Below are 18,027 nucleotides of genomic sequence, written 5' to 3' on the forward strand. Positions count from 1 at the left end.
GGCTTTGGCTTTTTGTCGCCAGGTTTGAGGCTGCTCGGAAACAATGGGGTTAATCGCGATGATCCCGTATCACAGTGGCTATCAGCTGGGCGATGGCAGCAAACAGCATGGCAAATATAACGAAAACGGTGATGTTGTAGAGCCGATCCGGCCGCGTGGAATATTCCGCGAGCGTTGGATACTCCAGAATGGAGATCTGTTTCAGCTTGCGTGCTGATTCCACCCGCGTGGATTCCAGCGTGGTCAATGCATTGGAATACAGGTCGAGCGCGAATTGCGCCTTGAGTTCGAGGGTTTGGTATTCCGCGGACACCCGGTTCAGCGAGTTGCCGTTTTCCTGGGCCATTTTCCGCTTTTCGATGCCGATCTGCTGCTCCAACGCCTGGGCTTCGGCTTTCAGGCGGCGGATTTCCGGCGAGCTTTCGCTCTGGTAGGAGCGCTGCGCTGTGATCCGGGCTTTGAGCACCGCCAATTCGCCCTCTAGCCGGGAGACTGTTTCAAAGATGGCTTCCACGGTCTGGGTGGGTGCCACCAGGCCATGTTCGTTCTGATACTCCAATAAGTCATCACGCGCCGCAAACAGCCGGCCTTCAAGCTCTTCGACCTGTTTATCGATAAAGAACACCTGCTCTTCCGCCAGCCGTTGGCCCATTTGGTTCATGTGCTTTTCCCCTTCATCCAGCAACGCCCGGGTGATGGCCTGAGCCATTTCCGGGGTATAGGCCTGCACCTCTATCTTCAACAGGCTGGCGTAATCGTCAAAAACGATGCTGATGCGACCTTTCATGTAGTCGTGAAACATCTCCATGGGGAGGTCTTTGCTTTCCAGGCGCGCAAAGCGGTCTATGTCTGTGCTGCTGTAGTGGCTGCGTAAGTCCAGCTTGTTTTGCAGGGTGCGCAACATATGGACGGATTCAAGGTGGTCCTTCAGCAACAGCAAGTCTCCGGAGCCGCTGGTGCCGGCAAGCAGCGACGAGACGTTCATCCCTGTTGGCATTATTTCAGGCGTTTGCAGCACCACATGGGCGCGGGATACGTAGCGGTCCGTGGCGATTAACCCCCAGTAAATCACGGCACCGAGAATGGCAACCAGGGCAACAACCCAGAAGGGATTACGTTTAAAAAAGCGGATCATTTACCAATGCTCTCGTGGTAGCTTTTGATGGCTTCTTTGATGTCGTCAAACCAGATGGCGGACCCGTTGTTGATCCACAAGCCGGCCTGGCACATGTCTCTCAGCATGCCTATCTGGTGAGACACCATGATAATGCTGGCCTGGCCGACACGGTCCTGGAAGGCTTTTTTCGCCTTTTCACGGAACGCCGCATCGCCAACAGCGGTGGCCTCGTCCGACAGGTAGACGTCGAAATTGAACGCCAGTGACAGGCCGAAGGCCAGGCGGCTCCGCATACCGGAGGAATAGGTTTTCACTGGCTGATCGAAGGCTTTGCCGATTTCAGCAAAGGCCTGGACTTGTTCGATAATCTCGGGGATGCGATCACCACCGCCCTGAATCCGTGCAACGAACTTGACGTTCTGACGACCGGTCATGGAGCCCTGGAAGCCGCCACCCAAGCCAATGGGCCAGGAAATACGGCAATTGTGGCGAACGCTGCCTTTGTCGGGCGTGTCCATGCCGCCGATGATTCTCAGCAGGGTGGACTTGCCGGCGCCATTGCGGCCCAGCAGGCCGACACTGACGTTATCGGGAATGGTGAAGTTCACATCCTTCAGCACCCAGTCCCCGCCAAAGGGGCCGTGATAGCGTTTATACAGGTTGCAGACCTCGATCATTGCGCCATCAACCGTATCTTATAGCGGGTGTGCAGTAGCAGGCCTAAGCACAGGCTGCCCCATACCCACCAGTGAAGATAAAGGTGGTTAACTCCCTCCACGGCCCTATAGCTTTCAAAGAAGCCCATACGCATCAGTTCAATCGCGTGAAGCATGGGGTTGTAAAGCAGATATTGCTGAAGGTCGTGGGGGAAATATTGCACCGGAATCATAATCCCCGACAGAAAATACAGCGGCAACATGGTCATTCGCACAAATTTGGCGCTCTCCGGCAAGGTTGTCGCCATCACCGAGAACACCAGTGCCACCCCAGTCCCGAACAGCCAGACACTGACCCAGATATTCAGGACTTCCAGTGGATGATGGGGCACGAGATTCTGGCCCAGTAACGTAAAACCAATCACCATCAGGATCATCACGATAGTACTAAGGATGCCTTCCAGGGCACCCCGTACCAAGACAGTGTCCACCGGGTGCACCTGGCGATAGGCGAACAGGCCCCGGTTCGCGTTGATGGCCTCCATCCCCCGGTTCATCTGGTTGCGGAACATGATGAACAGGGTGATGCCGACGACCAGCCAGGGAATAAATTCAGCCCCGGGGACAATGCGTATACGGCCGATCAGCGTGCGCACCCAGACCATCAACGCCACATGGGCAATCGGTTCGGCGAGCAGCCATAACCAGGCAATTCGATCGGCGCTGATACGGGCCACGGCTTCCCGCAGGAACAGGGCGTGCCATACGTCTGCGGTGATTCGCCAACGGCTTCTGGGTGCTATGGTGCTCACAAGGGTTTCTTAAAGATCCAATGCGACTTTGGTGGCGACGGCAATCTGGTACAGTATCTGGGTTACAGTGGATGCGATCTGGAGGTTTTTGGTCTCTACTTTCGGCATCACCAGAATCTGGTCCCCTGGCAGCAAGGGGACGTCGCTGGCGTGGCGAACCTCACCATTCTGGCGTGCAACCAGGATATGATCCTCATCCGCGTGCTGGCTGAACCCTCCGGCGCCTTCGATGTAATCCATAGCATTCTTGCCCGGCACAAACACAACTGATTGCGGAATATAAACTTCTCCAGACACCTGAATGGCATCCGTACGTTGAGGCAGCGTGATGACGTCTTTGTCCTGCAGGCGGACGTCCACCAGTTCGCCTTCGTTGGCCACCACCAATCGACCGTTTGGCTCCACTTCCCGGGCACGCTCAACAAACTGGCTGATCAGCTCCGCCTCTTTGATGCGGATGGCCGACTCTTCCGCCGTGGACGACGAGGCGCCCAGGTAGGTGGTTTCCAGACGTCTCAGGCTGTCTTCCAGAGCCTTGCGTTGCTGCTCTGCAACACTCTCACGGCGAATGGAGATGCTTTCGTAGGCGGTTTCGCTCGGATCAATGGCGACGCCATTGAGTAGTTCATGCAGCGTTGTGCCTTTTGAGAGCACGAAGTAGGAGCTGCCCAGATACGCTCCTTCCAGTTGAACGACAATTTCGTCCTGGCGCTGGTCTTCGAGAAAGACAATGTCGTCACCGCTGGATATTTCAGCGTCACGGAAGTGCTCGAGCTCCTGATATTCAAAGAATGGTCCTGTCTTGCGGTTGCCCCGAACCAGCACATGGGACACACCGGATTTCAGTTGAACCAATTCAACCAGGCTTTTTCCGTTCAGTTCTTCCTTTAGTAACTCGTAGTAATACGGGCGCCCGACATCGCCGGATACCAGTACCGATGGCCCTCGGGACTCAACCAGCACCGTGTCACCTTCCTGTAGCTGGGGATGGTTCAGGGCGCCGGTGCGCAAGAATTCGTACAGATCCAGGCGGGCGATGGTTTCACCGTCACGGATCAGGCGAATTTTACGGTAACTACCCAGATCCTCATCCACACCGGACGCTTGGTCGAGCAGATATAGAATGGAATCACTGGGTACGCCTGCGTACCGCCCGGGCTTTTCCACAAATCCTGTAACAAACACGGCAACTGGCTGTACGCCTTGCAGGTTTGTGTATACGTTAACGTTGTTCGGATAGACGTCTTCAACGGCTTGACGGACCACCGCATCGAGTTGGCGGTGGCTTACGCCTTTGACCTGAACGGGCCCAACAGCGGGTATGAAGATATTACCCTGGGCGTCGACGGGCATGACCTGGTCAATATCCACCGCTCCCCAAATGCGCAGGGTTACCTGGTCACCCGGAAGAACGCGGTAATCCGGATTCAGGCCGTCTGAGCGCAGCCCACGAAAACCACCACTGAACAGGTCCGCCCCAAAGGGTTCGACGGCATCCCGCGCTTCGTCGGATAGGACCGGCCCGTAGGTAGCTGCGGTTCTCCAGTTGGTGTTGGATGTTGGTTCCTGACCTTCTGCGCTCGCACTGGCTGAGGAGGAAAGCGAGCCACTTTGCTGCAACTGCTCTATCTGAGGTGCAAAACGCTCCCGTTGGCTGTCGGGGATATCACCAAAGCTCTGACTGATTGCCAGAGTGGGAATTAGCATGCTGATAAACGCCGTAGCGGCCATCAGCAGGCGAAGATACATTGGCTTGTTCATTGGGCGCCTCCGTTGGGAACGGCTGCCCGTATCGATTTCGTGGCGCCCCACAGGTCATTCTTGTGCCGGCATACGTTAACCAAACGCTCCTGACCCTGTGACGCTTCGAGAGTTGCCCCCAGGCATCGTTTTCCTGAAGCGGCGAAGTAACGATTATTGACGGTCAATCTGGCTTGTTTTCCCCACGGCGTATCACCAAGGACTATGTTTTCACCGACGCTGGCCTTTTCAAGCATTGGGGTAATGTCTGTCGGTAGGTAGGTCACTGTGCTCCCTCTTGACGTCCAGGTCTGAAAGCTATCTTCCGGGCTGATACCTCCCGGATAGGATGCACAACCGGAAAACGCAAGTAGTGAGAGCGTCAAAGTGTATAACCGTGCAGTCATCGTCATTTGATTCTTGAGCATCTATAAGAGTAGCCGTGTGACAGGAAACGAATGTGCGGAGTTTTCATGCCGGAGGGGATTGGGTCATTGCTTTAACAACAAACAAAGGGGCTGACAAAGCCAGCCCCTTTGTTCAGTGTCGATCACCGACACTCAGGAAGTGCCGGAACCGCCGGTCGCGCCGGTTGCGCCTGTCGGCTCTTCAGTGACGTCTTCTTCGATGATCTCTTTAACGACCTCGTCTTCGGAAGCCTGCTCTTCGATCTCCTCGGTAGTCGGTACCGAAGGCGCGGTTGCGCTTACGATGACTTCCGCCAGAGCGGTTTTCAACTCAGGCAACGCCAGGCCAGCGGTGTCATTGTCTACGGCCTGTTTTACGTTGGTTGCGTTCAGTTTGTTGACCAGGGCGCCAAAGGCAGCAGTCTCATTGCCATTAGAGTTGGCGTTGGCTTGCGGTACCAGGGTCGCAATCTGCTGGCTCAGCACCTGGTTAACCAGGTGAAGCTTGGCGGCGTTGGTTTGCGCTTCCTCGGAAGTGCTGCCGTCGGTCTTGGCGGCAATCGGGTCGAACGCGGTGAGATCCACGCCATCTACACCCAACTCAGTCGCAAGCTCAGCGGCGGCGCTCGCCTTGAGGTTCGCCAGGCTGGCTGTTGAGCCTTCCGCCAGGGCTTTCTCAACTTTTGCCTGGATAATGGTGCTGAAGCCACTAATGGCTTTGCTGCCGGCCGGTGCCAGGAACTTGAGGTTGCCGTCAACCGAGGCACCGTCGTCTTCATCGATGGTGCTGGAGGTCGCCTGTAGAACCAGTGGCAGTTGCACCTGCGCATCCGTCAGAGAGTCCAGAGAGAACAGGCCGCCGTCACCGGTGGTGGTTCTAGGCTCGCCAAGGTCACACGCCTTGTTGAGGTTTTCGTCAACACATACCACGGCATTCTTGAGGTAGCCATCGTATGCAAAGCCTTCACTGGAGCCATCGGCACCGTCAGACGATGACGAGGAGCCACTGCTGGACGAACACCCAACGATTATCATAGTCGGGGCCAGAATAGCGGTGGCGGCCAGGTTGCGTGAGAACTTTCCTTTGTTAAATTGACTCATAATTAGCCTCTAAATCTCCTGAATGAGCTTTCGCACGGTTTGGTTTTTGGTTGTTGATGTTGGCTCCGCACCCCTGTGCGGCAGCGCCCTGACGTAATTGGCCAGAGAAGGCCATTTTTTCACCCACTATAGGCAAGTGAGGTTAAAACGCAATCACACTTTGTTTCTTGCTATTGAATAATATGGTTTTTCAGGCCAGACCCTACCCTATCAGTTATTCGTTATCCTGCCCCGATTGAGGTATACGGACTGAATTGGGTTGGCCGAACGAACAATAGCCGCACCGCCAAACGAAGTCAGATTCTGGTCTTCGTTGATTCGGGTTTGCACGCTGTAGCTCCAGTCAGCATCACCGCGAACCTGGGCATAGCGGAACTGGCGGGTTTTCTCCGGCGTGAGCGGAATCACCCAGCCCAGGCTGATGAACTCAGCATCGGTGTTCTTGTAGCTCAGAGTAATTGCGTAGTCCCCAAACCAGAAGCGGCTATCAATCCGAACGCCGGTATCTTCAGCAAAGAACTGGCCGCCGTAGATATCAAACTGGGCGTCCAGATCCGGGTTATAATAGCTGTATCGGCCCAGCATCTGATTGCGCTTTGTGTCGTTGTCATCTCTGTGACGGAACGCCCCCCCCAGATAGCTCAAGCTGTGGCGCCCGTCTGGACTCAGGATCATGGTCTCGTTGAGGCCGCCGTTCCAATCGATAGCGTAACGGCCGCCGTGGAAACTCGTGTAAACCTGAGGATGCAGCTTGAAGGTTTGCTGGACTTCCGCCTCGATCAGAGCGTTGCGCTGCCGGTCCCCATAGAACACACCGCCTCTCTCAAAATCCTCGGTCTGGTAGATTTCTGTGTTGTAGGTCGCGGAAGCCAGCGCACCCGTCCAGAGCGAGGCAGATACTTCCGCGCTGATGCCGACCGAGGCGTCCCAAACGCCGTATTCGGTCGCCACCCCGGAACTGATGGTCGGGCTGAGAGTGATGCGCGGTTTCCAGGTGGGGCCGTAGCTGCCTTGGAAGTCCCAGTCACGCTCTTCCCGGTTCAACAGGCTGGTGTCAGAAAAGCCTGAGGCGATGGCGTAGGGTTCATCGCTGCCATCCGGATGGGCTTTCTGCAGTGGGACGGTTCGTTCTGCTACGGGAATATTTTGGTTAAGCAGGGTGAGCCTGGCATTCTTGTGGGCACCGGCTGCTGACTTGGCCCTTCGCGCTACGTCCAGAACGGAATCCCGTTCGTCCCGTACGTAGATGTTGTTTTCCCATTGGATATGGAGGGTGTCACCTTCACTGGCGACGGAGACGCGGTCGTAGCCGGCACTGACCAGTTCTTGGCCCAGGCGGCGGGCTGTCTTCTCGCCGGTGTTCTCTTGGTCTGGGGCTGTCGGATTACGGCTTTGCCTAATCCGACCTACAGGGGCTGGGACTTCTGAATTAGTGCTTTGGCTGATCCGACCTACGGCTTTTGCGGATTCAGCGGTTTCCAGGCGCTCCTTGCTGGGCTTGTTGCCGAACGGAATGGAGAGCCCCAGGGAGAAGAAATGGCGACCGTTTTCCGTGTCGCCTTCATCGTAGGCGAGCACTTTTCCCTTAATCTGCATGCCCAGGGGCAGCATCCCCTCAGGCGAAGCGGCGCCCAACCCCAGCCGAACATCCTGACTGTCGTATTCGGCCATAACGTTCAGCCAGGGTACCGGGCGGTATGACACCCCGCCAAACGCACCGTCCAGGTAGCGGCCAGACATCTTTGGGTCACCGTAACCCGCTGATATTTCGACTGGCCCGAACTGGCGGCCGGCAACCACATACATAGACTCAAAGTCGTCTGTTTCGCCCCCAATGTCCTGAACCCCAACTGCCAGGGTAAACCAGTTTTCCGGGATGAGAGGAGCTTGCACCTTGATATTCGCGGACAGATCGCGGATGCGACAACCTTCGGTATAGCAGTTCGATTGAGTTCGATCCCAGGCAATACGCCCGCCAACTTCCACCAGGGGAAAGACCCCGAACGCGCCAGCAATGTTGTTTAGGTAGGCGTATGTATCGCCAGCAGAACTCTGGCGTGTATTCAGCGCCTGATCCGAGTACATGATATCGGCCTGGCCGTGATTGAGCACAGTGGCGGAGGGCACGTTGAGGTAGCCGCTGTAGCCCGGGAACGCCAGATCACGCGGCTCGGCCTGCGCAACCGCCAACGAAAGTCCGCCGGCAATGCCAGTCAGGGCGATCGGTTTCAGGCACGCTACCGCCCCACCGACCAGGGTCCAGTGTTTTGAGGTCATAGTATTTATCTGGTGAATGACGGGGAAGAAAGGAGGCAAGCACGCATTGCCCTGACTAGCTCCCTGTCAGGTAATTTTTATGGTTTTTCTCAAAAATGTGACGCAATTCTACCTAAGAAAACATGACAGACAAGTAACAAATCGTCCGATTCCGTCAGGTTTCGAAAGTATTGGCGTCAAAATCTGCAAAATAATGTTAGTTAGAGCTCTATTATTTCTTATAAATAGATGCGACTGATACCTTCACCGCCTGTTGCTTCTGCATGAAGCTGATCAGCACGATGGCCCGCTCCTCACCATCATAAGCCTGAAATATCGCTTCCAGCCCCTGAAACGGCCCGTCACTGAGCTCAACAGACTGCCCCGGCTTGATGCCGCCCTGCTCCGCCACGGTATGCAGACTGTCCCTGACATGCTCGATTACATCATCCGCAATGGGGGCCGGCTTGTTGGCAAAGCTAACTACCCGCAGCACGCCCCGGGTAGAGCGGAGTTTGGACCACATGGGATCGGTCTGTTCCAGGTTCACAAACAGGTAGCCAGGGAACAGCGGCTCAAGTTTGCGGGTGCGCTTGCCAGCCTTGATTTTCTCCACAGTGATCTTGGGGTAGAAGCAGGCAATGTCCTGATTCTGGAGATTTTCCAGGGCCCGGTCACCCTGGGCAGGTTTGTGTTGCAGTGCGTACCAGGTCATGGGCTACTTTCCGGACGCAATGAAATGGGGATTGAGTACGTCTTCCTTGCCGTATTTTAGCGGCTGGCCTTCCAGGGTTTCCACTTTGCCGCCGGCGGCGATCAGCACCGCGTGTGCTGCACCGGTGTCCCATTCGCAGGTGGGGCCAAGGCGCGGGTATACATCGGCAAGCCCTTCCGCCAGGCGGCAGAACTTCAGGGAACTGCCAGCCTGCACCAGTTCGTGCTCGCCAAGTCTATCAATAAAGGCGCGGGTGGCTTCGTTCATGTGGTTCTTGCTGGCCACGACCCTTTTGGTGGCTGCCGGCCTGGCGACCTGAATGGATCTGATCTCGCCAGCGTGATCCCGCTTGTAGGCACCCTCGCCGCTTATCCCCCAGAAGGCCTCCTTCAACGCCGGCGCGGTGACCACGCCCATCACCGGTTCGCCATCTTCAATCAGGGCAATGTTCACAGTGAATTCTCCCGTGCGCTGGGTGAACTCCTTGGTGCCGTCGATGGGGTCAATCAGCCAGAACCGGTGCCAGTGCTTGCGTTCTTCCCAGGGAATGTTGGCGCCCTCTTCGGACAGGATCGGGATGTCCGGGGTGAGGCTTTCCAGGCCCTTTACGATGACATCGTGGCTGGCAACGTCCGCAGCGGTGATGGGGGATTTATCTTCCTTGTAGTGGACTTCGAAGTCGGACTGGTAAATGGGAAGTATCCGCTCTCCGGCTTCATCGGCAATCCTGATGATATCCGGGAGGATGGCGCTGTATTGCATGAAGGAGCATCCTGCTGGTGGGTTTTGGCGTAGTTTAACGGAGTGTTGGGGGTTGATGTTAGTGCTGTGGCGATTGATGGTTAGGCTTGTCGGATTAGCGTAGCGTAATCCAACAAAGCTTCTGGGCCCGCTACTCCAGCACCAGCCGATAGCGAGCATAACGGCCTTTGCTATGGACCGGTGTAAGAATCCCCTTCGCCACCAAATCCTGGAGGTCCCGAGTGGCGGTTGCTTTCGAACACCGTGCCAGATTCTTGTATTTGGCTGCGTTGATGCCTTCTCGAAAAGACGCTGTCTCTTCCCCCAACATTTTTCTGATGAGCTTGGTTTGCCTCTCGTTCAACGCACGCGCTTCTATGGAATCCCAGAACCGGGCTTTTTTCACGACATGTTGAATAACGCCAATGGCTCCTTCGAGTGCATCCAGAACCCGCGCACCGAACCAGTCAACCCAGGGCGTTACGTCCAGCGAGTCTTTCGATGCCTTATTCAGATGTTGATAGTAAGCTTTCCGCTGCCTGCTCAGCACCGTTGCCAGGCTCATCATCATTGGCTGCCCCAAAGTCTGGGAAACGGCCAGGTCTGCGATGGCTCTGCCCACCCGGCCATTGCCGTCTTCATAGGGATGAATGGTTTCAAACCACAAATGCGCTATGGCAGCTCGCGCAATTCCGGGAAGCTCGCAGGAACTTCCGTTAAACCATTGCAGGAAGCTTTCCATTTCGGCGGGCACCCGGTCTGAAGGTGGTGCTTCGAAGTGAATTGTTGGGTTATGAATCGGGCCGGAAACAGATTGCATTGCATCCTTATGGGTTCGCCAGCAACCAGTTTGGGGAATCACCAGCTCGCTCCAGTGATGCAGGCGCTCCTCCGTCAATGGCTCTTCGTATAAGTCCATCACCTCCAGAATCAGAGCGGATATACCCGCAGCTACGGGGTCGTGTATTGCTAACTTATCCCCCGGACTCAGGAAATGATTTTTAATGGAGCTGCGCACATCCTCTCGGTTCAGCACTTCCCCCTCAATGGCACTGGTTTCAATGGCACCACTGACCATCAGATCCAGCTTTGCCTCACTACCCAGTTCAGCAGGCACCACTTCCAGAGCCCCAAGAATTCTTTGGGAGGCCAATCGCGCTTTTTCGGTCCAGTAAACACCGGTCTGTTGGTCGAAGATGTAGTTTGGCCAATGTTCCAGTTGCCAAGTATACATTGCATGAGCCTTTAAGTTGATTCTATTGGCTCAGTATGGGTTATTTTTTGAGCCGTTAGAAAGATTTTAACGGCTCAAAGGGAATGTCGGATTACGGCTGCGCCTAATCCGACCTACGGTTGCGGGCTGGGGGCTGGGGGCTGGGATTTTATGCTTTTGTAGGTCGGATTTACCGGTGAACGACACAATGAGCGAAGCGTAATCCGACAACCTGCGAAGCTGCATCTGTCCATACGGCGAATATTTTCTATTCTTTCATGATCTCAACGGCTTTGGGATTAAGGCAGCTCCGCATGAATTCATTCATTTCGCCCATATCGCCACTTTCATAGAATTTCAGCATCAGTTCGTTAAATTCCAGCTGCCGGGTCGCGGGTACGTTAATGGCCGGGTAACCGTAGGACAACAAGTGACCATTCATCATCAAGCGTCCCATGCGTTTATTGACGTCATAGAAGAACTGATTTCGGGCCATGGTCAGGAAAACGTGAATGGCCTGATCGTATACGTCATCAAACGCAGTCATGCCCTCAACCATCTGGGTGAACCTGGCGGGCAGTGTGCTGGCATTTGGCGGCTCATAATCCGTACCGGCAATGAGGACACCCCCTGAGCGAAACTGCCCCCACTCCAGGGCTTCTTCTTTTGCCGCGATAGCGTGAAGCTGGCAAGCGAAAATCTGTGAAACCTCGAATTTGCCCTCTTTCAGCATGTCAAAGAGCACCTTCCAGGCCTCTCCCTGGTTCAGAGCAATTTGTTGATCACTCAGTTTATGCCCACCAATGGTAATTCCCTGCAGTAATGTCTGAATCTCTGGCAGCGTGAAGTTGATTCCTTCCAGCCGCACAGCGTCATACACAAACACCGACACTTCCCGCTGTACGAGCATAAGGGCCTTTGCCGGGTTCGGTCGCATTCCCCAATGTCGATCTGTTGGTTGTTGCATTGCAGGTTGCCGTTAGTTGATTGATGACTGGGGGAAATTTTAGCACATGGGTGCGGGGCTTGACTGCGGTGTTGGGATGTCGGATTACGGCTTCGCCTAATCCGACCTACAAAGACACCACATTCAAACCTCACCCGTAGCACCCGTAGGTCGGATTAGCGAAGCGTAATCCGACACCCCACCCCAAAAGCACCACCTTCAGACCTCACCCGTAGGTTGGATTAGGCAAAGCCGTAATCCAACACCAACCCGACACAAATCAAATCCGTATTCCTCGCTTTGCGCTAAGCTGACTATCAGCACTCACTGAATGGAGTCAGCCCATGAAACTGCGCTTCCTCGGCGGCGCCGGCACCGTAACCGGTTCCCGTTACCTTCTATCAGATGACAAACACCGGTTGCTGGTGGATTGCGGCATGTACCAGGGTGTAAAAACCCTGCGCAGACGAAACTGGGCGCCCTTCCCGGTGGAGCCTTCCACTATTAACGCCGTGGTACTGACCCATGCCCATATCGATCACAGCGGTTACCTGCCGGCCCTGGTGAAGAACGGCTTCAAGGGCAAGGTGTTCTGCACCAAGGCCACCCACGAGCTGTGCAAAGTTTTGCTGCCGGATGCCGGCTTTCTTCAGGAAGAGGACGCCAAATACGCTTTCCGCAAGAAATTCTCCAAACATGAAAAGCCGGAACCGCTGTTCACCGAGAAGGACGCCTGGGAAGCACTGAAGCATTTTGAATCCCTGCATTACCATGAAACCTTTGAACCGGTAAAAGGTATGGAAGTGACCTTCACGCCTGCCGGCCACATACTGGGTTCATCCTGCGTGCACGTCCACCACAAGGCGAGTGGCCGTACGGTGGTGTTCTCTGGCGATGTAGGCCGGCAAAACGATGTAATCATGCGCCCGCCAGAACCCATCCAGAAAGCGGACATCCTGGTGTGCGAATCCACCTACGGTGATAGACGCCACGCGGTGGCGGACCCTGAAGAAGAACTGGCGCAGATTATCACCAAAACCGCCGGGCGCGGTGGCATTGTGCTGATGCCGGCATTCGCCGTGGGTCGGGCCCAGATGCTGCTGTACCTGATTCACAAGATCATGGGGCAAAAACGCATCCCCAAATTGCCGGTGTACCTGAACAGCCCGATGGCCATAAAAGCGACGGAGATCTTCTGCCGGCACAATAAAGAACACCGGTTAAGCGCCGCGCAATGCGAAATGATGGATGACCAGACGCAATTCGTGAGCACCGTTGAAGAATCTATCAAGCTGGATGCCGCACGCTATCCCTGCGTGATTATCTCCGCCAGCGGAATGGCCAGCGGTGGGCGGGTGCTGCACCACTTGAAGACCCTGCTACCCAACCCGCGCAACAGTGTGGTGTTTGCCGGGTTTCAGGCTCCGGGAACCCGGGGAGACGCATTGGTACACGGGGCGGAGTCAGTAAAAATCCACGGTGAATACTGGCCAGTGAAAGCGGACATTCAGAACCTGGATTCTCTGTCTGCCCATGGCGACTATCAGGAAATTTTGAGTTGGCTGGAACAGGGGCAGCTGAAGCCTGAGAAGGTGTATGTCACCCATGGGGAGATGGTGGCCAGTGATGTGATGCGCAAGCGTATTGTGGAGGAGCTTGGTTGGGAGGCTGAGGTGCCGGAGTTGTTTGATGAGGTTGAGGTTTAGATGCATTGTCGGATTACGGCTTTGCCTAATCTGACCTACGGGGGGATGAGCCTGGTGCTTTGCTGGGCGGGCGACTTTGTCGGATTACGCTTCGCTAATCCGACAAACCTCAGACCACCCCCGGCAACAACCCACCTTGCAGACGAACCACCCGGTTACTCAGCCGCGCCACCCCCAGGTTGAGCGGAAACAGCACCAGACTTTTGACGGTGTCCCGAACTACCAGGCTGCGGGGCAAGCCATCATAAATGTTGATGTACGCGCCGGAGCAGTCGGTTCTTATCGGGGTAGGTACTCATTTCAATCAGCATATCGCCCAGGTGCTCAGTATCCGCCATCAGCACGCTGATGATGTAATCCCGCACAAAGCTCCACTTGGCGGCCACAAACACATCCGGCACATGCCAGGCCCGGGTTACCCGTGCCCGTGCCGCGAAGCGCCTCTTTTAAAATAACTCAATTTATTTGTTCTGACTCTACAATTTGGTATGAGCCCCGCACGTCCACAGCATTCCCGTGAACCCAGAACCTTGGGAAATATACTGCCTCCCCGTTTCCGAAGTAACGCTGTTCATCCAATGACATAGACGAATAATATTTTGATGCATTTATGATGAACAGCAACGCTATCACACCACAACTCAGACCAATCACGAATTGAAAAAATTTCCACCAACCAGAGGTTAATAGAGTTTCCACTTCCTTGTTAACAGCGGAGAATAAGATCCCATGTGTCAACGCAAGCACAATACCACCTAAAATCATTGACGAGGGAACCAACAGAACCCCCGAAACACCTGCATGCACCATACCTGCGAAACTGGATGCGACAAGTCCAACCAACACTTCATTACTACCTAAATTCTTGCTTGAACCCAGACTTTCTAACTTTTTATAGAGCAAAATCTTCTTGAAAAAACCGGCGACTATTACTAGCACCCCAATAACCGCCAACCAGCCGTACTCCGCTGCCCATAGAAGATACATATTATGAGGGTGACCTTGGGCTCGAGGCCGGTAAAATCCATCAGATAGCTCCGAATGCGTGACCCAGGACTCTGACCCCATACCAAAAGGAAAGTTAACAAGGCTCATCAGCATCGCCTCTTTCCACAACATCAAACGCCCAATAGGATTCAATTGAACTAACTGCACTTTTTGACTTTCAATCCCCGAATTCATCGATTCATAAAAGAACCAAATCACTATTGCAATCAGTAGAGCTCCGAAAAAAACCTTCAAAAACCTCCGGGATTCAGCTCTGAAAAATAGAGGAACCGCCAACCCCGCGAGAACAACGGATAGAAGCGTCCCCCTGACAGATAAAGATAGAACAAAAATCCATAACAAAATTAGCAACACAAAAAGAAAGAGCGCGACTCCCCTAAAACCACGATCAAAACCTTCTATTATAGAAACGCAATATAAAGGGATGATCCATGTTGCAATTTGCCCGAAAAAATTTATGTTTACATAGCCAGCATTGAGGACAGCATACGTTAATGCCAGCTTACCTTTGGATATCACCCAAAACACAAGAACCAACAGGCAGATTATTGAGAATAATGCAACAACAAGGCATATGAGTCGCCTTGCAAAAACAACTCCTTGACCAAAGCTCTCAAATATCGCCCCGCCAATTACAAAAAACCAGAAAAAGGAAAAGAGAAAAATATTCGACAGCTGGAATAATGAGGAGTCAGAGAGGATATCAGAAACAACAGCCGAAAAAAGAAAAATCGATATCCCAAACCATGTAACTTTATCATTACAGATAGAAGATACCTTTATCCTTGGCAACTCTATCGCAACGACAATGGTTAGAACGGCGATTAAGACAAAGCGATTTAGATCGTATGCAAGATGTGCACTTCCGACAATAATTCCAAGCATGAAAGCGCTGACGAGCGCTACACCGAGAAAGATAAACAAACTTCTAAGTCGAAAATTTTCAGTCATTATCATGCCAAACCTCCCGGAACTTTTCAGGACCGGGAGGATTGTACTCAACTAGCCTTAGGTAGAAGTGGCATTACGACATTCGTTAGGAATGCGGTTGTAATAGGCACTATCGATATCAGTCCAACAAGTAACATTAAGCCCGTTAGCAGAAGGGGTCAGCGTAAACTTCAGCTTTTTACCATCAAGATTCGTGGCATCACCAGTGTTGTTCAGAGTCAATTCTACCAGGCTTGCATCTGAGGTAGTCGAACCGGCAGTGTAATCAGATCCTGAAACCAGATCGGAGTTGGCCTGCACTTTAGCAGCAATAGCATCACCATCTCCGTCGTCGGGCCAAGAGCCCTCAGAGACCATTCGCTCGTAGATATCCAGCTTGGCAGCTGACATCAGGGAGACAGGCTCAGCCATACGGGCACGAGTGGTGTAATCCTGGTATGCAGGGATTGCTACTGCAGCCAAAATACCAATGATCGCCACAACGATCATCAGTTCTATCAGCGTGAAACCCTTTTGCGCTTGGTTCATCTGCATGTTCTTCATTATTAAACCTCTGTGTTAGTCGGTTTTTGAACTCGGAATGGCTCCGGGGCCGGTGGAGCTGTGCCCCGCAACCGGTTTGAGCCTGAGAAGTTTGTAAGCAGGGGGCATGCCAACATCCTGATTAAGTTAATAAATGCCCTGATAACAGCGCGATGCGGGGTCCATGTGAACTAGATCACACAGGATACGAATGTGAAATAATGTCAACCAGCGTCAGTGTGTGACAATTTTGGTCACCCACCCGCTCGACTTCGCCACTCTTCCAAACTCGCCCATTCTTGAGCTGGATCATGCTTTACAGTTCGTGACTTTCCAAACCATGCCTGGACATCTAAACTCTTGTTCATTCGCTCTTGGCAGAGTTTCAGCAACTTAGGCAGCACTCTTTATACCCTTTATGGCTACCAACAAATCCAACGTAACGCTTACCGGCCTTGCACGTCGCTTTGTGGAGGACGGGCTACTTGATGAGGCAACCGCGAAGGATGCTTTTATCCAGGCCTCCCAGAACCGCATTCCGCTAATCACTTATCTCGTTCAGAATAAATTAGCAGACAGTAGCGGGCTGGCCTTTTCAGCGGCCATGGAATTTGGCGTATCCGTTCTGGACCTCAGCTCCTTCCTTCCAGAGATGTTTCCGGAAAAGGTAGTTGATGAGAAGCTGATTCGGAAACACAACGCGCTACCCTTGTACAAGCGCGGAAATCGTTTGTTTATTGCAGTATCAGACCCCACCAACATCCAGGCGCTGGATGAGATCAAGTTCAACACCGGCCTCAGCACGGACGCCATACTGGTTGATGACGCAAAACTTCATGACGCCATCGACAAGTACCTGGAATCTCAGGACTCTACCATGGGAGATCTTGAGGACGCCGACCTGGAAGGCGTGGAGACTGAAGGCGGAGAGAAGGACGACGATGGGGCGGTTAGTGCCAGCGAAGTTGATGACGCCCCTATCGTAAAGTATGTGAACAAGATGCTTCTCGACGCCATTCGAGGCGGCGCATCGGACGTCCACTTTGAGCCCTATGAAAAGGTGTACCGGGTACGCTACCGGACAGACGGCATTCTGAAGGAGATGTCCCGCCCCTCGATCAAGCTGGCCCCCAAGATCTCGGCCCGGGTAAAAATCATGGCGCAGTTGGATATTTCCGAGCGGCGGGTTCCCCAGGATGGCCGAATCAAGATGAAGCTGTCCAAGACCAAAGCTATCGATTTCCGGGTGAACACCCTGCCAACCCTGTGGGGCGAGAAGATCGTACTCCGGATCCTGGACCCCAGCCAGGCCAAGCTGGGCATCGACGTGCTGGGGTATGAAGAAGACCAGAAGAAACTGTACATGGATGCCCTGCAGCAACCACAGGGCATGATTCTGGTGACCGGCCCCACGGGTTCGGGCAAAACTGTTTCCCTATACACAGGCCTGAACATCCTGAATACGCCGGAACTGAACATCTCCACAGCGGAAGACCCGGCCGAGATCAACCTGGAAGGCATTAACCAGGTGAACGTGAATACCAGGGTCGGCCTTGGGTTTGCCGAAGCCCTGCGGGCTTTCCTTCGCCAGGATCCGGACGTGATCATGGTGGGTGAGATCCGGGATCTGGAAACGGCCAATATTGCCATCAAGGCCGCCCAGACAGGGCACCTGGTACTTTCCACCCTGCACACCAACAGCGCGGCGGAAACGCTGACCCGGATGATGAACATGGGCGTGCCCGCTTTCAACATCGCCACCTCCGTTAGCCTGATCATTGCCCAGCGACTGGGCCGGAGGCTATGTAACAGCTGCAAAAAGCCCGCAGATATTCCCCACGATGTGCTTTTGGCCGAAGGGTTCACACAGGAACAAATTGATACAGGCTTCACGTTGTACCGCCCCAAGGGCTGTGATAAATGCAATGGTGGATATAAAGGCCGCGTCGGTATTTACGAGGTGGTCAAGATTACCGACGAGTTGGCGAACATGATTATGGAAGAGGCCAGCTCCATTAAAATTGCAAAGCAGGCTCAGGCCGAAGGCTTCCAGAATCTTCGCCAGTCCGCCCTTAAGAAAGTGATTGAGGGTGTGACCAGCCTTGAGGAAGCCAACCGCGTGACGAAGGATTAACC

General features: G+C 53.9%; 16 protein-coding genes and 1 pseudogene. 2 read left to right on the forward strand and 15 right to left on the reverse strand.

Features of this window, described 5'->3' with window-relative positions; translation table 11 throughout:
• Positions 1 to 49: 49 nt before the first annotated feature.
• From ACJO5Y_RS15150 to ACJO5Y_RS15200, 11 genes are all read right to left on the reverse strand, one after another.
• Complete coding sequence (locus ACJO5Y_RS15150) at positions 50 to 1,135, reverse strand: KpsE/RkpR family capsule polysaccharide export protein (RefSeq protein ID WP_406988348.1); 1,086 nt, start codon at positions 1,133 to 1,135, stop codon at positions 50 to 52.
• Positions 1,132 to 1,794 carry an ABC transporter ATP-binding protein gene (locus tag ACJO5Y_RS15155; protein WP_406988350.1) on the reverse strand — a complete coding sequence of 221 codons (663 nt, stop codon included), beginning with the start codon at positions 1,792 to 1,794 and terminating at the stop codon, positions 1,132 to 1,134. Before ACJO5Y_RS15155 ends, ACJO5Y_RS15150 begins: the two co-directional genes overlap by 4 nt.
• The gene (locus ACJO5Y_RS15160; RefSeq protein WP_406988352.1) at positions 1,791 to 2,585 is read right to left on the reverse strand and encodes an ABC transporter permease; all 795 of its coding nucleotides are present in this window, start codon (positions 2,583 to 2,585) and stop codon (positions 1,791 to 1,793) included. The genes ACJO5Y_RS15155 and ACJO5Y_RS15160 overlap by 4 nt, the downstream gene beginning before the upstream one ends.
• 9 nt (positions 2,586 to 2,594) lie before the next feature.
• On the reverse strand, positions 2,595 to 4,346 hold the full coding sequence (locus ACJO5Y_RS15165) for a polysaccharide biosynthesis/export family protein (RefSeq protein ID WP_406988353.1): 1,752 nt from the start codon (positions 4,344 to 4,346) through the stop codon (positions 2,595 to 2,597).
• Entirely contained in the window at positions 4,343 to 4,753 is a 411-nt protein-coding gene (locus ACJO5Y_RS15170) for an RT0821/Lpp0805 family surface protein (protein ID WP_406988355.1), read from the reverse strand. Before ACJO5Y_RS15170 ends, ACJO5Y_RS15165 begins: the two co-directional genes overlap by 4 nt.
• Positions 4,754 to 4,885: 132 nt before the next feature.
• A complete protein-coding gene (locus tag ACJO5Y_RS15175; protein ID WP_406988356.1) occupies positions 4,886 to 5,833 on the reverse strand; it encodes a hypothetical protein in 948 nt (315 codons plus the stop codon).
• 210 nt (positions 5,834 to 6,043) lie between these two features.
• The gene (locus tag ACJO5Y_RS15180; RefSeq protein WP_406988358.1) at positions 6,044 to 8,110 is read right to left on the reverse strand and encodes a YjbH domain-containing protein; all 2,067 of its coding nucleotides are present in this window, start codon (positions 8,108 to 8,110) and stop codon (positions 6,044 to 6,046) included.
• 211 nt (positions 8,111 to 8,321) lie between these two features.
• Complete coding sequence (gene rfaH / locus ACJO5Y_RS15185; protein WP_406988359.1) at positions 8,322 to 8,804, reverse strand: transcription/translation regulatory transformer protein RfaH; 483 nt, start codon at positions 8,802 to 8,804, stop codon at positions 8,322 to 8,324.
• Between the two features lie 3 nt (positions 8,805 to 8,807).
• Positions 8,808 to 9,566 (reverse strand): 3'(2'),5'-bisphosphate nucleotidase CysQ, encoded by a 759-nt coding sequence (gene cysQ / locus ACJO5Y_RS15190; RefSeq protein WP_406988361.1) that lies wholly within the window; start codon positions 9,564 to 9,566, stop codon positions 8,808 to 8,810.
• 130 nt (positions 9,567 to 9,696) lie between these two features.
• Positions 9,697 to 10,779, reverse strand: a complete 1,083-nt coding sequence (locus ACJO5Y_RS15195) for a Fic family protein (protein WP_406988362.1) — start codon at positions 10,777 to 10,779, stop codon at positions 9,697 to 9,699.
• Between the two features lie 247 nt (positions 10,780 to 11,026).
• Positions 11,027 to 11,725 carry a Fic family protein gene (locus tag ACJO5Y_RS15200; RefSeq protein WP_406988363.1) on the reverse strand — a complete coding sequence of 233 codons (699 nt, stop codon included), beginning with the start codon at positions 11,723 to 11,725 and terminating at the stop codon, positions 11,027 to 11,029.
• Positions 11,726 to 12,048: 323 nt separating this feature from the next.
• Here ACJO5Y_RS15200 and ACJO5Y_RS15205 point away from each other — a divergent pair, with 323 nt between their 5' ends.
• Complete coding sequence (locus tag ACJO5Y_RS15205) at positions 12,049 to 13,410, forward strand: MBL fold metallo-hydrolase (RefSeq protein ID WP_406988365.1); 1,362 nt, start codon at positions 12,049 to 12,051, stop codon at positions 13,408 to 13,410.
• 242 nt (positions 13,411 to 13,652) lie between these two features.
• On the opposite strand, the gene ACJO5Y_RS15210 is transcribed toward ACJO5Y_RS15205, so the two are convergent.
• The 4 genes and pseudogenes from ACJO5Y_RS15210 to ACJO5Y_RS15225 form a co-directional block, all read right to left on the reverse strand.
• Positions 13,653 to 13,796 (reverse strand): hypothetical protein, encoded by a 144-nt coding sequence (locus ACJO5Y_RS15210; protein ID WP_406988366.1) that lies wholly within the window; start codon positions 13,794 to 13,796, stop codon positions 13,653 to 13,655.
• Positions 13,797 to 13,866: 70 nt separating this feature from the next.
• Positions 13,867 to 15,375: an O-antigen ligase family protein gene (locus ACJO5Y_RS15215; protein ID WP_406988368.1), complete on the reverse strand. Its 1,509-nt coding sequence runs from the start codon at positions 15,373 to 15,375 to the stop codon at positions 13,867 to 13,869.
• Between the two features lie 51 nt (positions 15,376 to 15,426).
• Positions 15,427 to 15,780 carry a pilin gene (locus ACJO5Y_RS15220; protein ID WP_406988448.1) on the reverse strand — a complete coding sequence of 118 codons (354 nt, stop codon included), beginning with the start codon at positions 15,778 to 15,780 and terminating at the stop codon, positions 15,427 to 15,429.
• A gap of 11 nt (positions 15,781 to 15,791) precedes the next feature.
• Positions 15,792 to 15,897: pseudogene (locus ACJO5Y_RS15225) on the reverse strand (pilin); the annotation flags it as partial.
• A 412-nt stretch (positions 15,898 to 16,309) separates the two neighbouring features.
• Here ACJO5Y_RS15225 and pilB point away from each other — a divergent pair.
• On the forward strand, positions 16,310 to 18,025 hold the full coding sequence (gene pilB, locus ACJO5Y_RS15230; RefSeq protein WP_406988369.1) for a type IV-A pilus assembly ATPase PilB: 1,716 nt from the start codon (positions 16,310 to 16,312) through the stop codon (positions 18,023 to 18,025).
• Positions 18,026 to 18,027: the final 2 nt, after the last annotated feature.

The sequence above is a fragment of the Marinobacter alkalisoli genome, from assembly GCF_045449855.1.
In the GTDB taxonomy this organism is placed as follows: Bacteria; Pseudomonadota; Gammaproteobacteria; order Pseudomonadales; family Oleiphilaceae; genus Marinobacter.